A 24916-nucleotide genomic window follows, 5' to 3' on the forward strand; every position below is an offset into this window, starting at 1 on the left:
CTCGCTTTCTCGTGACACCACAGATCCCGGGCGGCTCAGGAGAGCCCGAGGTCCTGGTCGATGAGGTCGAACAGCTCCTGGTTGCTGGCCGCCCGCAGCCGGCCGGCCACCTCGGCGGTGTCCTCCCGGCGTTCCTCGGCGGCGCCGAGCCGTTCGAGCAGGCTGTGCAGGCGCATCGTGATCCGCACCCGGCCGATGTCGTCCGGGTCGCGCAGCGCGAGGGCGCCCTCCAACTGGTCCAGCTCCGCGAGGGTGGGCAGCGCCTCCACCGACGCTTCGTCGAGCAGTTCGGCCCGCAGGTGCTCGGCCAGCGCCTGCGGGGTCGGGTGGTCGAACACCACCGAGCTGGGCAGGCTGAGCCCGGTCGAGCGGGCCAGCCGGCCCCGCAGCTCCACGGCGGTGAGCGAGTCGAAGCCGAGGTCCCGGAAGGGCCGCCCGGCCTCCACGGCGTACGGGCTGTCGTGGCCGATGACCTCGCCCGCGGCGGTGCGGATGAGATCGACCAGCAGCCGTGCCTGTTCGGCCTGCGACAACTCGCCGAGCCGCTTGCGCAGTTCGCCGGCGACCTGGTCGCCGTCCTCGGCGTCGGCGCGCGCCGCCGCGGCCTGGGCGGCCACCTCGGCGATCTCGCTGATCAGCGGCCGGGGCCGGGCGGAGGCGAACACCGGCGCGAAGCGTTCCCAGTCGATGTCGGCGACGGTGAGGGCGGTGTCGTCGCCGTCGAGGCCGGCTCGCAGGGCGGCCATCGCCGGTTCCCGGTCGAGCAGGGACACCCCGCGCCGGCTCATGGCCGCCGCGTGCGCGTCGGTCACCATGCCGCCGCCGGCCCACGGTCCCCAGTTCACCGAGAGGTGCCGGGCCCGCCCGGCCGGCCGGGACTGCGCCCAGGCGTCCAGGAAGGCGTTGCCGGCGGCGTACGCCCCGTGGTCGCCGACGCCCCAGACGGCCGCGATGGAGGAGAAGTGCACGACCAGGTCGAGCGGCTCCGGGTCGAGGAACTCGTCGAGGTGCCGCGCGCCGGCGATCTTGCCGGAGACGACGTCGGCGAGTTCCGCCTCGGTCACGGCGGCGACCGGGTTGAGCCGGCCCACCCCGGCGGCGTGCACCACGGCGTGCACGGTCTCACCGTCGGCGCGCAGGCCACGGACCAGGTCGGCGACCGCGTCCCGGTCGGCCAGGTCGCAGGCCAGCACCCGCGCCTCGGCGCCGAGAGCGGCCAGTTCCGCCACCGCCTCGTCCGCGCCGGGGGCCGCCGCGCCGCGCCGGCTGACCAGCAGCAGCCGCCGCGCGCCGTGCCGGGCGAACCAGCCGGCGGCGTACCGGCCGACGGCGCCGGTGCCGCCGGTGACCAGGACGGTGCCCGGCGCCTGCCAGCCGGCCGGCGCCTCGGCGCGGGGCGCGCGCTCCAGCCGCCGCAGGTACGTCCCGGAGTCACGCACCGCGAGCTGGTCCTCGTCGCCGGCGGCGGTGAGGGCCGCCAGGACTCCCTCGGCGGCGGCGGTGTCCAGGGTGGCGGGCAGGTCCAGCAGGCCCCCCCAGTGCCGGGGGTGTTCCAGCGCGGTCACCAGGCCGAGGCCCCACGTGGTGGCCTGGGCGGGGTGGGCGACGGGATCGCCGGCGCCGGTGGCCACGGCCCGCCGGGTGAGCAGCCACAGCGGCACCGGTGGCAGGGCGTCCGTGACCGCCTGCACCAGGGCCAGGTTCGCGGTCAGGCCCAGCGGCACGGCCGAGCGGTCGGGGTGCGCCCGCTCGTCGAGGGCGAGCAGCGACACGATCCGGGTGGACGCCGCGGCGGCGAGCTGCCCGGCGAGCGTGCTCCGGTCGGTCGTCGCCGGGTCGACGGCGAGCTGCCGCACGATGCCGCCCCGCGCGGTGAGCAGTTCGGCGAGCCGGTCGACGACCGGCTGGTCCGTACCGCTGTGCACCAGGGTCCACGTGCCGTCGACGGCACCCGCGACGAGAGCCCGCGGGCGCCAGGTGATCCGGTAGCGCCAGCCGCCGGCGAGGGTGTCCTCCTGCTGCTGGCGCCGCCACCGGTCCAGCTCCGGCAGCAGTTCCCGCAGCGGCCGGTCCGCGTCGAGGCCGAGCCGGCCGGCGAGCGCGTCGCCGTCGCCGGACGCCACGGCCCGCCAGAACGCCGAGTCGACGTCGTCGTGCGCGGCGGCGGGGGTGTGGGTCGCCGCCGCGTCGAGGGTCGGCCAGAACCGCTGGTGGGCGAACGCGTACGTGGGCAGGTCCACCGGGGCGGCGGCGCCGGGCAGCAGTGCCGGGAAGCGTACGGGCACGCCGTGGCAGTGCAGCCGGGCCACCGCGCCGAGCAGGGTGGCCACCTCGTCCTGGCCGGGCCGCTGCACGCCGGTCACGACGACCGGCGCGTCCACCGGCAGCGCGTCGGCGGTCAGGGCGGTCAGCACGGTGTCCGGCCCGATCTCCAGGAACCGGGTCACCCCGTGGGAGTGCAGGTGGGTGACGGTGTCGGCGAAGCGGACCGCCTCGCGGACGTGGCGGACCCAGTAGTCGGGTGTGCAGAGCTGCTCGGGGTCGACGACCGTGCCGGTCAGGTTCGACACCAGCGGCACCGTCGGCGGGGCGTACGACAGGGTCGCCGCGACGGCCGCGAACTCGGCGAGCATGGGCTCCATCAGCGGGCTGTGGAAGGCGTGGCTGACCCGCAGCCGCTTGGTGCGTACGCCGAGGTCTGCGAAGTGGGCGGCCAGTTCGGTCAGCACGTCCTCGGCGCCGGCGACGACGACGGCGGCCGGCCCGTTGACGGCGGCGACGGCGGGCTGTCCCGGCGTGCCGGACAGGGCCCGCAGCACGTCGACCTCGGGCGCGGCGACGGCGAGCATCCCGCCGCCGGGTGGCAGGGCCTGCATCAGGCGCCCCCGGTTGCCGACGAGCGCGCAGGCGTCGGCCAGGTCGAGCACTCCGGCGACGTGGGCCGCGCTGATCTCCCCGACGGAGTGCCCGGCCACGAAGTCGGGCCGGACCCCCCAGTGTTCGAGCAGCCGGAACAGCGCCACCTCGACGGCGAAGAGCCCGGCCTGGGTGAAGACGGTCTGGTCGAGCAGGTCGGCCTCGGCGGTGCCGGGCTCGGCGAACAGCACCCCGCGCAGCGGCCGCGGCAGGTACGCGTCCAGGTGCTGGCACGCCTCGTCGAGGGTCGCCGCGAAGACGGGGAACGTCTCCCACAGGCGTCGGCCCATCCCGGCGTGCTGCGCGCCCTGGCCGGAGAAGAGCGCCGCCAGCGCGCCGCCGGGCTCGGCGGCGCCCCGGGTGAGCCCGGGGTGGTCCTGCCCGGCGGCCAGGGCCCGCAGGCCGGCGAGGGCGGCGTCGGCGTCGGCGGCGAGCAGCACCGCGCGGTGCCGCAGCGGGGACCGTCCGGTGGCCAGTGCCCGGGCCGCGTCGGCCGCGGGTGTTCCGCTGCCCGGCAGCCAGTCGGCCAGCCGGGCCGCCTGCGCCCGCAGGCTGTCGGCGGTGTCTGCCGATACGACCCACGGCAGCAGCAGCGTCCCGTCGGCGGCGCCGGGCGTGCCGCGGCTGGAGCTGGTCGTGGGCGCGTCGGCGCCGGCCGGACGGGGGGCGGCGGTGTCGGCCGAGGGCGTGGCGGGCGCCTGTTCGAGGATCACGTGCACGTTGGTGCCGCTGACCCCGAACGACGACACGCCGGCGCGGCGCGGCCGGTCCACGTCCGGCCACGGCTGCGCCTCGGTCAGCAGCGCGACGGCACCGGACGACCAGTCCACGTGCGGCGACGGCTCGTCCACGTGCAGGGTGGGCGGCAGCAGGTCGTGCTGGAGGGCCAGCACCATCTTGATCACGCCGGAGACGCCGGCGGCGGCCTGGGTGTGGCCGATGTTCGACTTCACGGAGCCGAGCCAGAGCGGCCGGTCGGTGGGGCGCTGCCGCCCGTACGTGGCCAGCAGGGCCTGCGCCTCGATCGGGTCGCCGAGCCGGGTGCCGGTGCCGTGCCCGTCGACGGCGTCCACGTCGGCGGCGCTCAGCCGCGCGTTGGCCAGCGCCTGGTTGATCACCCGCTCCTGCGCGGGCCCGTTGGGGGCGGTCAGGCCGTTGCTGGCGCCGTCCTGGTTCATCGCCGAGCCGCGCACGACGGCGAGGATCCGCCGGCCGTCGCGCTGGGCGTCGGAGAGCCGCTGCAACATCACCAAGCCGACGCCCTCGCCCCAGCCGGTGCCGTCGGCGGCCCCGGCGAACGACTTGCACCGGCCGTCGAGGGCGAGCCCCCGTTGCCGGGCGAACTCCAGGAACGGGCCGGGGGTGGCCATCACCGTCACGCCGCCGGCAACCGCGACGTCGCACTCGCCCTGCCGCAGGGACTGGCAGGCCAGGTGCAGCGCCACCAGCGACGACGAGCAGGCGGTGTCGACGCTGACGGCGGGCCCCTGCAACCCGAAGTGGTACGCCAGCCGACCGCTGATGACGGCGGCGACGTTGCCGGTGGCCTGGTAGCCCTCGGTCTCGACCCGGGCGGCCATCAGCAGCGTCGCGTAGTCCTGGCCGTTGGTGCCGACGAAGACGCCGGTGTTGGTCTCCCGCATGTCGGCGGGCGCGGTGCCGGCCCGCTCGAACAGCTCCCAGGCGCTCTCCAGCAGCACCCGTTGCTGCGGGTCCATCACCATCGCCTCGCGCGGGGAGATGCCGAACAGGGCGGCGTCGAAGCCGGCGGCGTCGGTGAGGAAGCCGCCCTCGCGCACGTACGAGGTGCCGGGCCGGTCGGGATCGGGGTCGTAGATGGCTGCCAGGTCCCAGCCCCGGTCGGTCGGGAACTCCACTATGCCGTCGCGTCCCTCGGCGACGAGTCGCCACAGGTCCTCGGGGCCGGCGACGCCGCCGGGGTAGCGGCAGCTCATCGACACGATGGCGATCGGCTCGTCCAGCGCGGTGGCGGCCCGCACGGGCTCGGTCGCCGGGGTGTCGTCGCCCGCGAGCCTGCCCGCCAGGTGCTCGGCGAGGGCGTCGGGCGTCGGGCGGTCGAACACCAGGGTCGCCGGCAGGTTCAGTCCCACCGCCTCGGCGAGGCGGTTGCGCATCTCGACGGCGCTGAGCGAGTCGAAACCGATCTCCCGGAACGACCGGTCCGCCGCCAGCGCCTGCGGCGAGGACAGGCGCAGCACCGCCGCCGCGTGGACGCGTACGAGGTCGAGCAGGACCCGACGGCGTTCCGGTGCAGCGAGGCCGGCCAGCCGGCCGCGGAGCGGGGACGCCGCGTCGGGCGTGCCGCCGTCGCGCTGCCCGGCCGCGAGCAGCCGGGCCACCTCGGGGATGTCGGCGATCAGCGGCCGGGGGCGGGCCAGCGTGTAGGTCTGCAGGAACCGGTCCCAGGCGATGTCCGCCACGGTGAGCGTGGTGTCGCCGTGGTGGAGCGCCTCGGCCAGGACGGAGACCGCGAGGTCGGGGCGCATGGCCCGGACGCCCGAGCGGAACATCTGGTCGGCGGCGCCCTCGGCGTCGACCATGCCGCCGCCGTCCCAGGCACCCCAGGCGACGGCGGTGGCGGCCCGTCCGCGCCGTCGCCGATCCTCGGCGAGCGCGTCGAGGAAGGCGTTGGCGGCGGCGTAGCCGCCCTGGTGCCCGCCGCCCCAGACGCCCGCGCCGGAGGAGAAGAGCACGAACGCCGACAGTTCGTCGCCGCACGCCTCGTCGAGGTTGACCGCGCCGGCCACCTTGGCCCGCAGGGCGTCGGCGAGGTCGGCGACGTCGGTGGCCGCGACGGGCGCGGCGTGGGCGACACCGGCGGTGTGGAACACGGCCCCGATGTGGGTGCCCTGCCCGGCGAGCCGCTCGACGAGGGCCCGTACGGCGGCCGGGTCGGCGACGTCGCAGGCGGCCACGGTGACTGTGGCGCCGGCGGCGCGCAGTTCGTCGGCCAGCTCGTCGGCGCCGGGCGTGGCGGGGCCCTGGCGGCCGGTCAGCACCAGCTCACCCACGCCCTCGCGGGCCAGCCAGCGCGCCACCTGGGCCCCGATGGACCCGAGGCCGCCGGTGACCAGGACGGCGCCGCTGGCGGGACGCCAGTCCTGCGTCGCGGTGCGCTCGGCGCGGGCGCGGACCAGTCGCCGGGCGAACACCCCGGAGGGGCGCAGCGCCAGCTGGTCCTCCGCGTCGACGCCGGCCAGCACCGCCACGAGCCGGGCCCGGTCCCGGGGGTCCAGCTCGGCGGGCAGGTCCAGCAGTCCGCCCCAGCGGTCCGGGTGCTCCAGGGCGACCACCCGGCCGAGCCCCCAGAGCATCGCCTGGCGGGGGCGGTCGAGCTGGTCGGCGCGGCCGGTCGAGACCGCGCCGGCGGTGGCGCACCACAGCGGGGCGGTGACGCCGGTGTCGCCGAGGGCCTGGACCAGGGCGTACGTGGCGGCGAGACCCGCCGGGACGACCGGGTGGGCCGGGTGCGGCGCGTCGTCCAGGCCGAGCAGGGAGAGCACCCCGGCGACGGGCCCGCCGGTACGCGCCAGCCGCTCGGCCAGCACCGGCCGGCCCGTCTCCGGCACGTCGATCCGGACGACCTCGGCCCCGCCCTCGCCCAGCGTCCGGGCGACGCCGTCGACCAGGGGGTGCTCGGCTTCGGCGGCCGGCACGACCAGCAGCCACGTACCGGCGAGGGTGGCCTCCGGCGCGACGACCAGCGGCTTCCAGGTCACCCGGTAGCGCCACGAGTCCACGGTGGACTCGTCGCGGCGGCGCCGGCGCCAGGAGGAGAGCAGCGGCAGCGCGGGGTCGAGGGAGCTGACCGTGGCCTCGTCGATGCGCATGGCGGCGGCCAGCGCAGACGCGTCGGCGCGTTCCACGGCCTCCCAGAAGCGCCGGTCCGCCTCGTCGGTGCCGGCGGGGGCGGGGGCGGTCACCGCCGTCGGCTGCGGCCAGTAGCGCCGGCGCTGGAAGGCGTACGTGGGCAGCGGGGGCGGCGGGCCGGTGGGGGCGCCCAGGATCGCCGTCCAGTCGACGGGCACGCCGTGCACGTGCAGTCCGGCGAGGACCGTCAGCATGCGCTGCCAGCCGCCGGCCACGGTGTCGTCGGCGGCCACCACGACGGCGTCGTCGGCCCGCGCGCTCTCGCGGATGCCGGCGGCGAGCACGGTCGCCGGGGCAGCCTCGAGGAGGACCCGGTGGCCCTGGTCGAGCAGGGCGCGTACGGCCGGTTCGGCGTCGGCGTCGGTGGTCAGGTCCCGATACCACCGGGCGGCGTCGAGGCCGTCGGTGTCGACCGGGCCGCCGGTCGTCGCCGAGTACAGCGGCACGTCGGCCGCCCGGAGGGTGATCCCGGCCAGCGCGTCCGGGCCGTCCTCCGCCGGGCTGGCGAGGGCGATCGTCCTCGCCGCGTCCTCCAGCGACAGCGCGCCGGCCACGCAGGCGGCCGCGAGCGCGCCGTGAGCGTGCCCGAGCACGGCGGCGGGTCGTACGCCGAGGGAGCGCCACCAGCGTCCCAGCGAGACGGCCACGGCCCACCGGACGGCCGGCGCCACCCCGGGGTCGGCCGGGGTGGGAGCGCCGTCCGCGCCGCGCAGCACGGCGGCGAGCGACCAGTCCACGTGGGGGGCGAGGGCCGCCTCGCAGGCGGCGATCGCGGTGGCGAACTCCGGTGCCCGGTCCAGCAGCTCGACGGTCGCGGCGGGCCACGGGTCGCCGTGGCCGGGGAAGACGAGGACCGGGTCGGCGGCGCGCGCCGCGACGCCGGTGACGGCGGCGGTGGCCTCGCCGAGGTGGAACGACTCCAGGGCCCGCGTCAGGTCGACGGTGTCGCGGCCGAGGACGACGGCGCGGTGGTCGAACGTGGCCCGGGTGGTGACCAGGGCGTGCGCGACGTCGGCCGGCGCCAGCTCCGGGTGTGCCGCGAGGTGCGCCTTCAGCCGGGCCGCCTGGTCGCGCAGCGCCGGGGCGTCCACGGCGGAGAGCACGAGGGGTACGACGTCGGCGCGCGGCCGGTCGGTGGGCCGCGCGCCGACCGTCTCGGCGGGCGGCTGCTCGATGATGACGTGCGCGTTGGTGCCGGAGATCCCGAACGACGACACCGCCGCCCGACGCGGCCGGTCCACGGCCGGCCAGGGGGTGGGCTCGGTGGCGAGTGCGACCGCCCCGGCGGTCCAGTCGACGTGCGGGGAGGGCTCGTCCACGTGCAGGGTCGGCGGGACGAGGCCGTGCCGCATCGCCATGACCATCTTGATCACACCAGCGACACCGGCGGCGGCCTGCGTGTGCCCGATGTTCGACTTCACCGACCCCAACAGCAGCGGCCGGTCGACGGGACGCTCCTGCCCGTACGTGGCCAGCAGAGCCTGCGCCTCGATCGGATCACCCAGCGTCGTGCCGGTGCCGTGCGCCTCGACGGCGTCCACGTCGGCCGGGGTCAGGCGGGCGTTCGCGAGGGCTTGGTGGATCACGCGCTGCTGCGACGGGCCGTTCGGGGCGGTCAGCCCGTTCGACGCGCCGTCCTGGTTGACGGCCGTGCCGCGCAGGACGGCGTGGATCCGCCGGCCCTCCCGCTGCGCGTCGGAGAGTCGTTGCACGAGCAGCACGCCGACGCCCTCGGACCAGCCCGTGCCGTCGGCCGACGCCGCGAACGACCTGCAGCGGCCGTCCTGCGACAGACCCCGCTGCCGGGAGAACTCGACGAACGTGCCGGGCGTGGCCATCACCGTCACACCACCGGCCAACGCCAGATCACACTCACCCGACCGCAGCGCCTGCGCCGCGAGGTGCAACGCCACCAGCGACGACGAGCACGCGGTGTCGACGGTGACCGCCGGGCCTTCGAGGCCGAACGTGTAGGCGACCCGGCCGGACAGGACGCTGCCGGAGTTGCCGGTGCCGACGTAGCCCTCGACCTCGTCGGCAAGCTCCATCAGCTGGGAGGCGTAGTCGTGGTACATGACGCCGGCGAAGACACCGGTCCGGCTGCCCCGCAGCCGCTGCGGGTCCAGCCCGGCCGACTCGAACGTCTCCCACGACGCCTCCAGCAGCAGCCGCTGCTGGGGGTCCATGGCGAGGGCCTCGCGGGGCGAGATGCCGAAGAAGGCGGGGTCGAACGCGCCGGCGTCGTACAGGAAACCGCCGTGGCGGGTGTACGACGTGCCGGGGTGGTCGGGGTCGGGGTCGAACAGGCTCTCCAGGTCCCACCCGCGGTCGGTGGGGAACTCCCCGATCCCCTCCCCGCCGGCGGCCAGCAGCGCCCACAGCTGGTCGGGCGTCTCGACGCCGCCCGGGTAGCGGCAGGCCATGCCCACGATCGCGAGCGGCTCGTCGGCGCGGGTGGTGGTCCGCGCGCCCGGCGCGGCGGGGCGACCTGCGGCGCCGGCCAGTTCGGCGTGCACATGGGCGGTGAGCGCCTGCGGCGTCGGGTAGTCGAATACGAGCGTCGAGGGCAGCCGCAGGCCGGTGGCCGCGTTCACGCGGTTACGCAGGTCGACGGCGGTCAGCGAGTCGAAGCCCAGCTCGCGGAACGCCCGGTCGGCGGGCACGGCTTCCGCCCCGCCGTGCCCGAGCACCTGCGCGACGAGGCCGCGTACCAGCACGTCGAGCTGGGCGCGCGCCTCGTCGGCGGTCAGGCCGCCGATGCGGGTCGCCCAGGTGGTGCCCTGTCCCGCCTGGCGGCGGGTCGTGGTCGTACCGACCAGGTTACGAAGCATCGGCGGCACCAGGCCGGCGCCGGCAGCGGCCCGGAGGGCGGCCAGGTCGATCACGGCGGGCACCAGGGCCGGCCGGCCGGCGGTCAGGGCGGCGTCGAACAGCCGCAGCCCGGTCTCGGCGCTCATCGCGGTGATGCCGCCCCGGGTCGATCGCGCCCGGTCCGCCTCGTCGAGGGACGCGGCCATGCCGGGGGTGTCCCACATGCCCCAGGCGAGGCTGACCGCAGGCAACCCGAGCTGCCGCCGGTGGACCGCAAGCCCGTCGAGGAACGCGTTACCCGCCGCGTACGCCGACTGACCCGGCGAACCCAACACACCCGCCACCGACGAGAACACCACGAACAAGTCGAGATCCAGACCCGCCGTCGCCTCATGCAACAACCAACCCGCCGACACCTTCGGCGCCAACACCCCGGCCAGCCGCGCCGCCGTCAGCCCCTCCACGACACCGTCGTCCAGGACGCCGGCGGTGTGCACGACACCCGCCAGCCGACCCTCGGCGGAAACCTCACCGACCAGCCCGAACACCTGGTCCCGGTCCGTCACGTCGCAGGCGACCACCCGCACCGACGCACCCAACGCGGACAACCGCTCCGACAACTCACCCGCACCCGCAGCCTCCGGACCACGACGCGACACCAGCACCAGCGACCGCACACCGTGCACCGACACCAGATGCTCCGCCACCAACGCGCCCAACGCACCCGTACCGCCGGTCAGCAGCACCGCACCGTCACCCACCACGGCACCGTCCGCCGACGAGGGCGCTACCGCACGCACCAGACGCGGCACGAACACCTCACCCGAGCGCACCGCGACCTGACCACCGAACGTCACCGGCTCGTCGGCCACGGAACCCAGCACAGCCAGCAGCCCGGCGTCCGCGTCACCGTCGACGTCCGCCAGCACGATGCGGCCCGGATGCTCCGACTGCGCCGAGCGCAGCAGACCCCAGACCGCCGCCGCGGCCAGGTCGGTGACCCGGTCTCCGTCCCCGACCGACACCGCACCCCGGGTCACCACCACCAGCCGCGACTCCGCCAGCGCGTCCGCCGCCAGCCAGGACCGCACCGTCGCCAGCACCTGCGACGTCGCCGCCCGCACCGACTCGGGGCCATTGTCGACGGCGGCGGGCATCTCACCGGGGACCGAAGCAGGTTCCGTCTCGGCGTGCAGGGCCCGGCGCAGGCCACCCGCCGGCACCAGCAACAGACGCGGCGCCACACCCGACGCCACGGCGACCGCCTCGACGTCGGCGTACACCGGCAGCTCAGCGACGGCCGGCAGGCCGGCGGCGGGCGAGCCGAGCAGCGCCCACCCGGAGGCGTCCCCGGCCGGGGCGACCTCCTGGGCCTGCCAGGCGACCTCGAACAGCGACCGGGCCGACGCGTCCGGGGACGCCGACACCCCGGTCAGCTCACGCAGGGCGAGGGTGTCCACCGACACCACGGCCGCGCCCGACTCGTCGCACGCGACCAGGCGCACCGCCGAACCGTTGCGGGTCAACCGCACCCGCAGCACCCGCGCACCCGAGGCCCACACCTGCACACCCTCGAACGCGAACGGCACCCGCGCCCCGCCCGAGCCCTCCGAGCCGGACAGCAGCCCGATCGGGTGCAGCGCGGCGTCCAGCAGCGCCGGGTGCACGCCGAACCCCGCGGCGTCACCGGCCACCTCGTCCGGCAACACCACCTCGGCGAACACCTCGTCGCCGCCCGTCCACACCCGGCGCAGCCCCCGGAACACCGGCCCGTACGCCAGGCCGCGCTCGGCCAGGGCCGGATACCAGCCCGCCACGTCCACCTCGACACCGTCGACCGGCGGCCACTCCCCCACGCCCGGCTCGTCGGCCGACGCCGGCTCCAGCACACCCTCCGCGTGCGAAACCCACTCCGCCTCGGGATCACCCTCGGGCTGCGAGTGCACGGCCACCACACGCACGCCCGCCTCGTCGGCCGCGCCGACGCGTACCTGCACCCGCACCGCACCCACCCGCGGCAACACCAACGGCGCGGCCACGGTCAACTCCCGCACCCGCGACGCACCCACCTCGTCACCCGCCCGCACCGCCAACTCCACCAGGGCAGCGCCCGGCACGATCACCGCGCCGGAGACGACGTGGTCGGCGAGCCACGCGTGCGTCGACGTCGAGAGACGGCCGGTCAGCACCACCATGTCCTCGCCGGCCACGGAGACCGCCGCGCCGAGCAGCGGGTGCCCGGCCGCGCCGAGGCCGGCACCGGAGACGTCCGTCCAGCGGCCCGCCGGCTCCAGCCAGTAGCGCTGGTGCTCGAAGGCGTACGTCGGCAGGTCGACGTGCCGGCCGCCGGCCCGGTCGAGCAGGCCCGCCCAGCCGACGGCGCGGCCGTGCACGTGCAGCGACGCGAGGGCCTCCAGGAGGGCCTGCGGCTCAGGCCGGTCGTGGCGCGACACCGGCACCAGCAGGGGCGCCGGCTCGTCCTCCGCGCGCTCGGCGAGGCAGTTCTGCGTCATGGCGGTGAGGACGCCGTTCGGTCCCACCTCCAGGTAGGTGTCGACCTCCTCGGCGCGCAGGCAGTCGACGGCGTCGGCGAAGCGAACGGTGCCGCGTACGTGGCGCACCCAGTAGCCCGGGTCGCAGAGCTGGTCGGCGTCGGCGACGCGGCCGGTCAGGTTCGACACCACGGGGATCGTCGGCGGCCGGAACGTCAGTCCCTCGGCGACGGCCGCGAACTCGGCCAGCATCGGGTCCATCCGGGCGCTGTGGAAGGCGTGGCTCACCCGCAGGCGGCGGGTCTGCACACCCCGCTCGGACCACACCCGCTGCACCTCGTCGAGCGCCTCGACGTCGCCCGCGACCACCACGGCGGCGGGGCCGTTCACGGCGGCCACGTCCAGCCGGCCGGTCAGCCCCGCCAGGGAGGCGGCCACCGCGGCTTCGTCGGCGGCCACGGCGAGCATGCCGCCGCCCGCCGGCAGGGCCTGCATGAGCCTGCCCCGCGCGGCGACCAGCGCGCACGCGTCGGCCAGGGAGAGCACGCCCGCCACGTGCGCCGCCGCGATCTCGCCGATGGAGTGCCCGGCCACCAGGTCCGGCGCGACACCGAACGACTCGATCAGCCGGAACAGGGCCACCTCGACCGCGAACAGGCCCGCCTGGGTGAACACCGTCTGGTCCAGCAACTCCGCCCCGGGCGTGCCCGCCCCGGCGAAGAGCACCTCCCGCAACGGACGCGGCAACAACGGATCCAGGTGACCGCACACCTCGTCCAGCGCGGCGGCGAACACCGGGAACGCCCCGTACAACCCGCGACCCATACCGGCGCGCTGCGCGCCCTGGCCGGAGAAGAGGACGGCGGTGCGGCCACGCGGGGCCGACGCGCCGGTGATGACGGCGCCGGTCGGCTCGCCCGCGGCGAGGGCCCGCAGCCCGGCGAGCAGGTCGTCCGCGTCGCCGGCCAGGACGACCGCGCGGTGTTCGAGCCCCGCGCGGCTGACCGAGGAGACCGCGACGTCCACCGGACGTGGGGCGTCGACGCGGGCGAGGTGGTCGGCCCAGCGGCCGGCCTGCCCCGCGAGCGCCTCCGGCGTACGGGCGGAGAGGAACACCGGGGCGAGCGGGAGCGCGACCGGCGCGTCGACGGCGGAGGGTGCCTCGTCGGTGGACGGGGCGTCGTCGCCGGGCGCCTCCTCCAGGATGACGTGCGCGTTCGTACCGCTGATGCCGAAGGACGACACGGCGGCCCGGCGCGGCCGGTCGGTGGCCGACCACGCGCGCGCCTCGGTCAGCAGGGAGACCTGCCCGGCGGACCAGTCGATGTGCGGGGACGGCTCGTCGACGTGCAGGGTGGCGGGCATGGTGCGGTGGCGGATCGCCTCGATCATCTTGATCAGGCCGGCGGCCCCCGCGGCGGCCTGGGTGTGACCCAGGTTCGACTTGACCGAGCCCAGCCAGAGCGGCCCGCCGTCGCCCCGGTCCTGCCCGTACGTGGCCAGCAGCGCCTGCGCCTCGATGGGGTCGCCGAGGGTGGTGCCGGTACCGTGCGCCTCGACCACGTCGACGTCGGCCGGCGAGAGCCGGGCGTTGGCGAGGGCCTGCCGGATCACCCGCTCCTGCGACGGGCCGTTGGGGGCGGTGAGTCCGCTGCTGGCGCCGTCCTGGTTGACCGCGCTGCCCCGGACGACGGCGAGGATGCGCCGGCCGTCGCGGCGGGCGTCGGAGAGCCGTTGCAGGAGCAGCACGCCGACGCCTTCGGACCAGCCGGTGCCGTCGGCGGCGGCGGCGAACGACTTGCACCGGCCGTCGGAGGCCAGGCCCCGCTGGCGGGAGAAGTCGGCGAACGTGCCCGGGGTGGACATGACCGTCACACCGCCGGCGAGCGCGAAGTCGCAGTCCCGCTGGCGCAGCGCCTGCGTCGCGAGGTGCACGGCGACCAGCGACGACGAGCATGCCGTGTCCACAGTGACGGCCGGGCCCTCCAGCCCGAAGGTGTACGCCACCCGGCCGGACACCACGCTGCCGGAGTTGCCGGTGCCGATGTAGCCCTCGACGCCGTCGGGCAGGTCCAGCACCCGCGACGCGTAGTCGTGGTACATGACCCCGGCGAAGACGCCGGTCCGGCTGCCACGCAGCGCCTGCGGGTCGATGCCGGCGTGCTCGAACGCCTCCCAGGAGGTCTCCAGCAGCAGCCGCTGGTGCGGGTCCATCGCCAGGGCCTCGCGGGGGCTGATGCCGAAGAAGCCCGGGTCGAACTGTGGCGCGTCGTAGAGGAAGCCGCCCTGGTTGCTGGTCGACGTGCCCGGGTTGTCCGGGTCGACGTTGAAGAGCCGCTCCAGGTCCCAGCCCCGGTCGGTCGGGAAGTCGCCCACCCCGTCGCCGCCCCGGTCGACGAGGTCCCACAGCTCGGCCGGGCTGGACACCCCGCCCGGGAACCGGCACGCCATGCCGATGACGGCCATCGGCTCGCGGTCCTTGGCCTCCACCTCGCGTACCCGCCGGCGCGCGTCGCGCAGGTCGGCAGTGGCACGCCGGAGGTAGTCGAGGAACTCTGCCTCAGTGGGCATCGGGCCACTCCGTATCGGGGTTCGAGGTGTGCGACATGCCGGATCAGGCCGAGCCGAACTCTTCGTCCAGCAGGCTGAAGATCTCCTCGGCGGAGGCCGACTCGAGGCTGGTGCCCTCGTCGGCGGCGGAGTCCGCACCGGCCTCGGTGTAGGTCCACAGGGAGAGCAGTTCGCGCAACCGGACGCCGACGGCGGCCCTGTCGGTGTCGCCGGTGGACACCGCGCGCATGGCGTGCTCCAGCTTGTTCAGCTCGCCGAGCACCGTCAGCGCGGACGTGCTGCGCTCCGCCAGCAGCGCGCCGCGCAGGTACTCGACGAGCGCGGCCGTGGTCGGCCGGTCGTAGATCAGCGTGGAGGGCAGCCGCAGGCCGGTGGCCGCGTTGAGCCGGTTGCGGAACTCGACAGCGGTCAGCGAGTCGAAGCCCAGCTCGACGAAGCCGCGCTCGGCGTCGATCGAGCGGATCGACGCGTAGCCGAGGACGGCGGCGGCGTGGGTCCGCACCAGGTCGGAGAGCACCTGGTCGCGGTCGGCCTCCGCCGTGGCGGCGAGGGTCTCCCGCAGCGCCTCGGCCGGGTTCCGCTCGGCGGCCCGGGCCGCGCCCGTCGCCGACGGCCGCACCAGCGACCGCAGCACCGGCGGCACCGCCGCCGGCCCGTGCCGGCCGATCAACGCGAGGTCCAGGTCGACCGGTACGACCACCGGCTCGGCGAAGCGCAGGGCCTCGCTGAACAGGTCCATGCCCTCCTCGGCGCCGAGCGGCACGAAGCCGCCCCGGTTCATCCGGGCCTCGTCGACGTGCCCGGTCTGCCCGTCGCCGGTGTCGTTGACCCACGGGCCCCAGGCCAGTGAGAGCGCCGGGAGTCCCCGGTCGTGCCGGTGCTGGGCGAGGGCGTCGAGGAAGCAGTTCGCCGCCGCGTGGTTGGCCTGCCCGGGGCCGCCGAAGAGGCCGGCCGCCGAGGAGAAGAGCACGAACGCGGCCAGGTCCAGCTTCTCGGTCAGCTCGTGCAGGTGCCAGGCCGCGTCGACCTTGGGTCGCAGCACGGTGTCGAAGCGCTCCGGGGTGAGCGCCGGCAGGACACCGTCGTCGAGCACCCCGGCGGCGTGCACCACGCCGGTCAGTGGCAGGTCGGCGGGGAGCTGGTCGACCAGCAGGGCGAGCGCCTCGCGGTCGGTGACGTCGCAGGCGGCCACCCGGACGGTGGCGCCCAGTCCGGCCAGCTCGTCGACCAGCGCGGCGACGCCCGGGGCGTCCGCTCCACTGCGGCTGACCAGCAGCAGGTGCCGTACGTCGTGCCGGGTGACGAGCCGGCGGGCCACGAGCCGCCCGAGCAGGCCGGTCGCCCCGGTCACCAGGACGGTGCCGGCGGCCAGGTCGGGGCCGGACGCCTCGGCCGGGGGCGGCCCGAGGCGGGTCAGCCGGGGCACCCGGAGCTGCCCGGCGCGTACGGCGAGCTGGGGTTCGCCCGTGGCGAGGGCGGCCGGCAGCAGCGCGGCGGCAGGGGCGTCGTCGTCGACGTCGAGGAGCACGATCCGGTCGGGGTTCTCCGACTGGGCGGAGCGCAGCAGGCCCCAGGCGGTGGCGGCCGGCACGTCGGCGATCCGCTCGTCCGGGTCGACCCGGACCGCGCCGCGGGTGACCACCACCAGCCGGGCGGCGGTCAGGGCCTCCTCGGCGAGCCACTGCTGGGCCAGTGCGAGCATCCGGTGGGCGACCCGGTGCGCCTGGGCGGCCGGGTGCGGCTCGTCGGCGGCGGCTCCGGCGCAGGTCACCACCACCGCGTCGGGCGCGGCGGCACCGGCGCGTACGTCGGCGACCAGCGTCGACAGGTCCGGGTGCCGGTCGGCGCCGGACCAGTCGGCGCCGAGGACGACCAGCCGGGAGGCGGTGTCCGCGCGGCCGGTGGTGGGGGCGAGCCAGTCGAGGCGGTGCAGGGACCGGCTGGCGGAGCGGCGGGCGGCGCTGAGCTGCTCGCCGGAGATGGGCCGCAGGACCAGACCGTCGACGGAGGCGACCGGGGTCGCGCCCGTGTCGGTGACGGTCAGGGCCACGGAGCCGGCGTCGGTGGCGCGCAGCCGGATCCGCAGCTCGCGGGCACGGGTGGGCCGGATGGTGACGCCCGACCAGGTGAACGGCAGGCCCGGGCGGATGCCGGGGCCGCCGTCGGTGCCCGACGCGCCGCCGGCGGGGTCGCCGGCCGGGTCGTCGGCCGTGGCGCTGGCGCCGATGGCGTGCAGCGCCGCGTCCATCAGGGCCGGGTGCACCGAGAACGCCGTGGTGTCGGTGGACGCGTCGGCGTCCAGGGCGACCTCGGCGAGGATGTCCGGGCCCGAGCGCCAGGCGGCACGCAGCGCCCGGAAGGTGGGGCCGTAGTGGTAGCCCTGGGTGGCGAGCCGGGCGTAGAGCCCGTCGAGGGCGATCGGCTCGGCGTCGGCCGGCGGCCACACGGCGGCCGGCGCGGGGTCCGGGTCGGCGGTGTCGGCGAGTTGCCCGGAGGCGTGCCGCTGCCAGGGCCGGGAACCGTCGGCCGCGGTGTCGTCGTCGCGCCGGGTGTGAATGGCGACGGGCCGGTGCCCGGTCTCGTCCGGCGGGCCGACGCGTACCCGCAGGTCGATTCCTCCCTCGGTGGGGATCGCCAGGGGCGCCTCCAGGTTCAGCTCGGCGACGGTCGCCGCGCCGGCCTGCCGGCCGGTCCAGGACGCGAGCTCCACCAGGGCCGTCCCGGGCAGCAGCACCGTGCCCAGCACGGCGTGGTCGGCGAGCCAGGGGTGGGTGGTGAGGGTGATCCGGCCGGTGAACAGCAGGCCCTCGTCGCCGGGCAGGTCGGCCACCGCGCTGAGCAGCGGGTGGTCCACCACGTCGAGGCCCACGGCGGGCAGGACGGAGCGGTGCGCGCCGGTGCGCTCCAGCCAGTAGCGGTGCCGGTCGAAGGCGTACGTGGGCAGGTCGACCGGTTCGGACTCGGGCAGCAGCCGGCGGTGCTCCACCGGCAGGCCGAGGGCGTGCGCGGTGGCGAGGCCGGTCAGCAGCCGGGTGGCGGCGTCGGCCGAGCCGCCGAGGGTGTCCAGGACGTGTCCGGGGGTGCCGGCGGCGTCGAGCGCGGCGGCGATCCCGGCAGCCAGTGCCGGCTCCGGCGAGACCTCCACGAAGGTCAGGTGGCCGGCCGCGACGGCGGCACGCAGGGCGGCGTCGAGCCGCTCCGGCCCCCCGTCCCCGGCGCCGGGGACGGCCGGGTCGGTGCCCAGGGTGGCCGGGTCGGTCCAGTGGTCGACGCCGAGGCCCGCCGCGTCGGCCCAGTCCCCGGTGACAGTGGAGGCCAGCCGGGCGGTCCCGGGCTGCGGCGCGAGCCCCGCCAGGGCGGCGCGGAGGCCGTCGTGGTCCAGGCCGCCGGCGGCGGCGCGGGCCCGCATCGCCACCGTGCGGGCGGCGTCGGGCAGGGACAGCAGGCCCGCCACGTACGCGGCCACGACCTCGCCGTCGCCGGTGCCGACGACAGCGGCGGGGGTGACACCGGCGTGCCGCCAGACGGCGGCGAGTGCCACGCCGACGGCGAACCGGACGGGCCGGGCCAGCTCCGGCCGGTCGACCCAGGCAGCGTCCGCGCCGGTGAGCAGGGCGGCCGGATCGACGTCGACCCAGGGCGCGAGGGCCTGCCGGCACTCGGCGAGGGTGTCGTCGAAGACCGGGCAGCGGCCCACCAGTTCGGCCACCGCGCCCGCCGGGGCGGCGCCCGGGAAGACGAACACCGGTCCGGCGCCGTGGTTGGCGACGGTGCCGGTCACGACGTTGCCGGCCGGGGTGCCGGCGGCGAGCGCGTCCAGGCCGGCCAGCAGCTCGCCGGGGGTCGCGCCGAGCACGGCGGCGCGCCGGTCGAACGCCGAGCGGGTCGCGGCGAGCGACCAGCCGACCGCCGCCGGGGCGAGGCCGGGGTGCGCGCGCAGATGCCGGGCCAGCCGGGACGCCTGCGCGGCCAGGGCCGAGGCGGAGCGGGCCGAGACGGGCCAGGCCACCACGTCGGCGGTGAGCAGCCCGGCGGGGCGTTCCCCCGCCGCAGCGGCTGGCGGCGGCATCGGCGCGTCGGCCGCCTCGGCGCCGGCGGGCGCGTCGGCGGGCAGCTCGACGACCACGTGGGCGTTCGTGCCGGAGATACCGAACGAGGAGACCGCCGCGCGGCGGGGCCGGTCGGCGGCCGGCCACGGCCGGGACCGGGTCACCAGCTCCACGTCGCCGGCCGACCAGTCGATGTGCGGCGACGGCTCGTCCACGTGCAGCGTCGCCGGTACGGTGCCCTCCCGCATCGCCAGCACCATCTTGATCACGCCGGCCACACCGGCGGCGGCCTGCGCGTGGCCCATGTTCGACTTGACCGAGCCCAGCAGCAGCGGGCCGGCGTCGCCCCGGTCCTGCCCGTACGTCGCCAGCAGCGCCTGCGCCTCGATCGGGTCACCGAGGACGGTGCCGGTACCGTGCGCCTCGACGACGTCCACGTCGGTGACCGCCAGCCCGGCGCCGGCCAGCGCCTGCCGGATCACCCGCTGCTGGGAGGGGCCGTTGGGGGCGGTCAGCCCGTTCGACGCGCCGTCGGAGTTGACGGCGGAGCCGCGTACCACGGCGAGGACGCGGCGGCCCTGCCGCCGGGCGTCGGAGAGCCGCTGCACGAGCAGCATGCCGACGCCCTCGGACCAGCCGGTGCCGTCCGCCGTCGCGGCGAAGGACTTGCACCGCCCGTCGGAGGCGAGTCCGCCCTGGCGGGAGAACTCCTGGAACGCCGTCGGGGTGGCCATCACGGCCACGCCGCCGGCCAGCGCCAGGTCGCACTCGCCGCGCCGCAGCGCCGCCCCGGCGAGGTGCAGCGCCACCAGGGACGAGGAGCAGGCCGTGTCGACGGTGACGGCGGGGCCCTCCAGCCCGAGGGCGTACGCGACCCGGCCGGAGATGACGCTGTGCGCGGCGCCCGTCATCAGATAGCCCTCGACGCCCTCGGGTACCTCGGTCAGCCCCGTGCCGTAGCCGGAGGTGGAGGCGCCCACGAAGACGCCCGTACGGGTGCCCCGCAGCGACGCCGGGTCCACCCCGGCCCGCTCCAGCGCCTCCCAGGACGTCTCCAGGGTGAGCCGCTGCTGCGGGTCCATCGCGAGGGCCTCGCGGGGCGAGATCTCGAAGAACGCGGGGTCGAAGTCCGCCACGTCGTGGAGGAAGCCGCCCGCCGGCGGGTGCGTCCCCTCGGCCGGCTCGGGGATCTCCCAGCCCCGGTCGGTGGGGAACGGCGAGATGGCGTCCACGCCGTCGGCGACCAGCCGCCAGAACGCCTCCGGCCCGTCGACGCCCCCGGGGTAGCGGCAGGCCATGCCGACGATCGCGACGGGCTCGTCGGCGTCGACGACGACGGCCTGCGGGGCGGCGGCCGGGGCGGCGCCGGAGACCAGCTCGCGCAGGTGCGCGGCCAGCTCGGCGGGGGTCGGGTAGTCGAAGACCAGCGTGGTGGGCAGCCGCAGGCCGGTGGCCGCGTTCAGCCGCCCCCGGAAGTCCACGGCGGTCAGCGAGTCGAAACCGAGGTCCTTGAACGGGCGCCCGCGCAGCTCGTCGGGGGTGGCGTGGCCCAGCACCGCCGCGGTCTGCTCGTTGACCAGCCGCAGCAGCTCCCGCTCCTGCTCCGCCGCCGGGAGCGCCGCGAGGTGGCGCAGCGGCGCCGCGACCCCGTCCGCCGGCGCGGCGGCCTCCTCCTGCGCGACGAGCGCCCGCACCTGCGGCAGGTCGCCGAGGAACGGGCTGGGCCGGGCCACCGTGAACGCGGGGTGGAACCGGCTCCAGTCGACGTCGGCGACGGTCACGCAGGGCGTGGGCCGCCGCAGCGCCCGGTCGAGGGCGACGAGCGCCTTCTCCGGATCGACGGGCGGCAGGCCCATCCGGTTGAGCTGCTCGGTCGCGACGTTCTCGGCGGCCATGCCGTGCGCGCCGCCCCAGGCCGTCCAGGAGACGGCGGTGGCCGGCCGGCCCCGGTCGCGCCGGTTGACGGCCAGGGCGTCCAGCAGGGAGTTGCCGGCGCCGTACGCGCACTGCCCGGCGCTGCCCCACACGCCGGAGATGGAGGAGAACATGACGAACGCGGCGAGGTCGCGCTCGGCGAGGCAGGCGTCGAGGTGCAGGGCGCCGAGTACCTTGCCCGCGACGACGTGGGAGAACTCGTCGAGGGTGGTGTCGGTGATCGGGGTGAGCTGGTCGGTGCCGGCGGCGTGCACGACCGCCGTCAGGTCGGGCAGCGAGCCGACCAGGTCCGCCACGGACCGCCGGTCGGTGACGTCGCAGGTGGCGGCGGTGACCCGCCCGTCGGCGCCGTACCGGTCGAGCAGGTCCGCCACGGCGGGGGCGGCGGCGCCCCGGCGGCTGGCCAGGACCACCCGCCCGGCGCCCCGGTCGAGCAGCCAGCGGGTGACGTGGCCGCCGAGGGCGCCGGTGCCGCCGGTGACCAGGACAGCGCCGGACCACCAGTCACCGGCCGGGCTCTCGTCGCTCGGCGGCGGGGCCGGGGTGAGCCTGCGGGCCCAGGTGCCGCCGGGGCGCACGGCCACCTGGTCCTCGCCGCCGTGGCCGGCCAGCACGGCGGCGAGCCGCCGGGTGGTGGCGGCGTCGACGGTGGCCGGCACGTCGACCAGGCCGCCCCAGCGGTGCGGTTGCTCGACGGCCGCCGCGCGGCCGAGGCCCCAGACCTCGGTCTGCAGCGGGTGCGTGACCCGGTCGCCCGGGGCCGCCGCCACCGCTCCGCTGGTGACGCACCACAGCGGCGCCACCAGGTCCAGGTCGGTCATCGCCTGGACGAGGGCGAGGGTGCCGGCGGCGGCGAGGGTCACGCCGGGGTGCTCGGGCAGCAGCCGGTCCTGGCCGGCGACGACGGCGAGCACGCCGTCGACAGCGCGGCCGCCGGTCAGCACCCGGAGCCGGGCGGCGAGCGCCGCGCGGTCCAGGTCCGCGGCGCCGACGCGCAGCACCAGCGGCTCGGCGTCGCCGAAGAGCCCGGCCAGGCCGTCGGCCCACGCCGGCGCGTCCTCGGCGGGCAGCACGACCAGCCAGCGGCCCGCCGGGGCGTCGCCGTCCCCGACCGGCACGGGCTGCCAGCTCACCTGGTACGACCAGCCGTCCACGAGGGAGCGTTCCCGCCGGGACCGGCGCCAGGAGGACAGCACGGGCAGGGCCGGCAGCAGCGCCCGCACCTGCTCGTCGTCGTCGCCCAGCTCGCCGCGCAGCGTGTCGACGTCCGCCTGCTCCAGGGCGGCCCAGAACTCGTCGTCGCCGTCGGCGGAGGCGGTGTCGGGGCCGGCGGGCGGCGGCTCGGGCCAGAAGCGCTGGCGGCGGAAGGCGTACCCGGGCAGCGGCACCCGCGCGGTCTCGGCGCCCGCGTACAGCCGCGTCCAGGCGACCTCCACCCCGCCGACGTGCAGCTCGGCGAGGGCGGTGAGCGCCGACGTGGGCTCGGGGCGGTCGCGGCGCAGCAGCGCCACGGCGGCGGTCTCGTCGTCGGCCAGGACGTCGCGGGCCAGCGCGGTGAGCACCCCGCTGGGGCCGACCTCCAGGAACGTACGCACGCCCAGGGCCCGCAGCTGCTCGACGCCGTCGGCGAAGCGGACCGCCTCCCGCACGTGCCGCACCCAGTACTCGGCGGTACGGATCTCGTCGGCGTCGGCGACGGCGCCGGTCAGGTTCGACACGATCGGCAGCGCCGGCGGTTGCAGCTCCAGCCGGCGCACCACGGCGGCGAACTCGGCGAGCATCGGTTCCATCAGCGGGCTGTGGAAGGCGTGGCTGACCCGCAGCGGCCTGGTACGTACGCCCTGGTCGGCCCAGCGGCGTTCGAGTTCCTCGACGACGACTGCGGAGCCGGAGACGACGACGGCGGTGGGCCCGTTGACGGCGGCCACGGCGACGGCGTCCTCGACGCCGGCCAGGGCGGCTCGGACGGCGTCGGCGGGGAGCTGGACGGCCAGCATCGCGCCGCCGGTCGGCAGGGCCTGCATCAGCCGGCCCCGGGCGGCCACCAGCGTGGCGGCGTCGGGCAGCGACAGCACACCGGCCGCGTGCGCGGCGGAGAGCTCGCCGATCGAGTGGCCGAGCAGCACGTCCGGGACGACCCCCCAGCTCTCCAGGAGCCGGAACAGCGCGACCTCGACGGCGAACAGACCGGCCTGGGTGTAGAGGGTCTGGTTGAGCAGCCCGGCCGCCTCGTCGCCCTCGGGCGCGAAGAGCACCGGGGCGAGCGGGCGGGGCAGGTGCCGGTCCAGCTCGACGCAGACCTCGGTCAGCGCCCGGTCGAAGACGGGGAACGCGGCGGCCAGCTCGCGGCCCATGCCGCTGCGCTGCGCGCCCTGGCCGGAGAAGAGGAACGCGAGCTTGCCGCCGCGCGGGCCCGCGCCGGTGACCAGGCCCGGGGCGTCGCCGCCGGTGGCCAGCGCGCGCAGGGCGGCGGTCAGGTCGGCGCGGTCGCCGGCGAGCAGCACGGCGCGGTGCTCCAGGCCGGCCCGGGTGCTCGCTGAGGACCAGCCGACATCGGTCAGCCGCGGCTCGGGGCGCTCGTCGAGCCAGTCGGCCCAGCGGGTGGCCTGCACGGTCAGGGACGCGGCGTCGCGGGCGGAGACCAGCACCGGCACCAGGCCGGCACCGTCGACCGGGGCGGTGACGGGCGCGGTGACCGGGTCGGTCGTGGCGGCGGGGCCGTCCGGGGCGTCCGCCGGGTCGGCGGCGGGCGCCTCCTCGATGATCACGTGGGCGTTGGTGCCGCTCATGCCGAAGGAGGAGATGCCCGCGCGGCGGGGCTGTTCCCCGGCGGGCCACGGCTGCGGCTCGGTCGCCAGCGACACCGCGCCGGCCGTCCAGTCCACGTTGGGCGTCGGCTCGTCGACGTGCAGGGTGGCGGGCACGGTGTCGTGCCGCAACGCCATCACCATCTTGATCACGCCGGCCACGCCGGCAGCGGCCTGGGTGTGGCCGATGTTCGACTTCACCGAGCCGAGCCAGAGCGGCCGGTCGGCCGGGCGGCCCTGCCCGTACGTCGACAGCAGCGCCTGCGCCTCGATCGGGTCGCCGAGGGTGGTGCCGGTGCCGTGCGCCTCCACCACGTCGACCTGCTCGGGCGCGAGCCGGGCGCTGGCCAGCGCCTGGAGCACGACCCGCTGCTGGGACGGGCCGTTGGGGGCGGTCAGACCGTTGCTCGCGCCGTCCTGATTGACCGCGCTGCCGCGTACGACCGCGAGGACGGGGTGGCCGTTGCGGCGGGCGTCGGAGAGCCGCTCGACGAGCAGAAGGCCGGCCCCCTCGCCCCAGGCGGTGCCGTCGGCGGCGGCCGCGAACGACTTGACCCGGCCGTCCATGGCCAGGCCACGCTGGCGGCTGAAGCCGATGAAGGCGGACGGGGTGGACATGACGGTGGCCCCACCGGCCAGTGCCAGGGTGCACTCGCCCTGCCGCAGCGCCTGGCAGGCCAGGTGCAGCGCGACCAGCGACGACGAGCAGGCGGTGTCGACGGTGACGGCGGGGCCCTCGATGCCGAGCGCGTACGAGATCCGGCCGGACACGACGCTGGCCGCGGTGCCGGTGAGGATGTAGCCCTCGGTGCCGGGCGGCGGCTGCTGGAGCAGCCCCACATAGTCCTGGCCGGTGGTGCTGGCGAACACTCCGACCTGGTGGCCGCGCAGCGTCGAGGGGTCGATGCCGGCGTGCTCGAACGCCTCCCACGACGTCTCCAGCAGCAGCCGCTGCTGGGGGTCCATGGCCAGCGCCTCGCGCGGCGAGATGCCGAAGAACGCGGCGTCGAACTCGGTGGCGGAGTCGACGAAGCCGCCCTCGGCCACGTACGACGTGCCGGGGTGGTCGGGGTCCGGGTGGAACAGCCGGGCCAGGTCCCAGCCGCGGTCGGCGGGGAACGCGGAGTAGGCGTCGCGGCGGGAGTCGACGAGCTCCCACAGTTCCTCGGGCGAGGCCACCCCGCCCGGGAAGCGGCAGGCCATGCCGACGATGGCGATCGGCTCGCGGTTGGCCGCCTCAAGCTCGCCGAGCTTCCTCCGGGTCTGGTGAAGGTCCGCCGTCACCCATTTCAGGTACTCCCGGAGCGTATCTTCAGTCGCCATTGACGCCACCTCTTCGGGTCGGAGAGAAACAGCGACCCAATACCGTCCACGGACGCCACAAGCCGCGAAGATCCAAACCCATTCAGCCGACCACGAATTGCCAGACAAAATGGCGTTTCAG

2 protein-coding genes are annotated in these 24916 nt (G+C 76.7%); both read right to left on the reverse strand.

Annotation, left to right across the window (positions count from 1 at the left end; all coding sequences use genetic code 11):
- Window positions 1–35 precede the first annotated feature (35 nt).
- Complete coding sequence (locus J3R08_RS20610; protein ID WP_209962517.1) at window positions 36–14681, reverse strand: type I polyketide synthase; 14646 nt, start codon at window positions 14679–14681, stop codon at window positions 36–38.
- A gap of 43 nt (window positions 14682–14724) precedes the next feature.
- A complete protein-coding gene (locus J3R08_RS20615; protein WP_209962519.1) occupies window positions 14725–24795 on the reverse strand; it encodes a type I polyketide synthase in 10071 nt (3356 codons plus the stop codon).
- Window positions 24796–24916 lie beyond the last annotated feature (121 nt).

Origin of the sequence: Micromonospora sp. HB375 (assembly GCF_017872985.1) — a bacterium.
In the GTDB taxonomy this organism is placed as follows: domain Bacteria; phylum Actinomycetota; class Actinomycetes; order Mycobacteriales; family Micromonosporaceae; genus Micromonospora; species Micromonospora chalcea.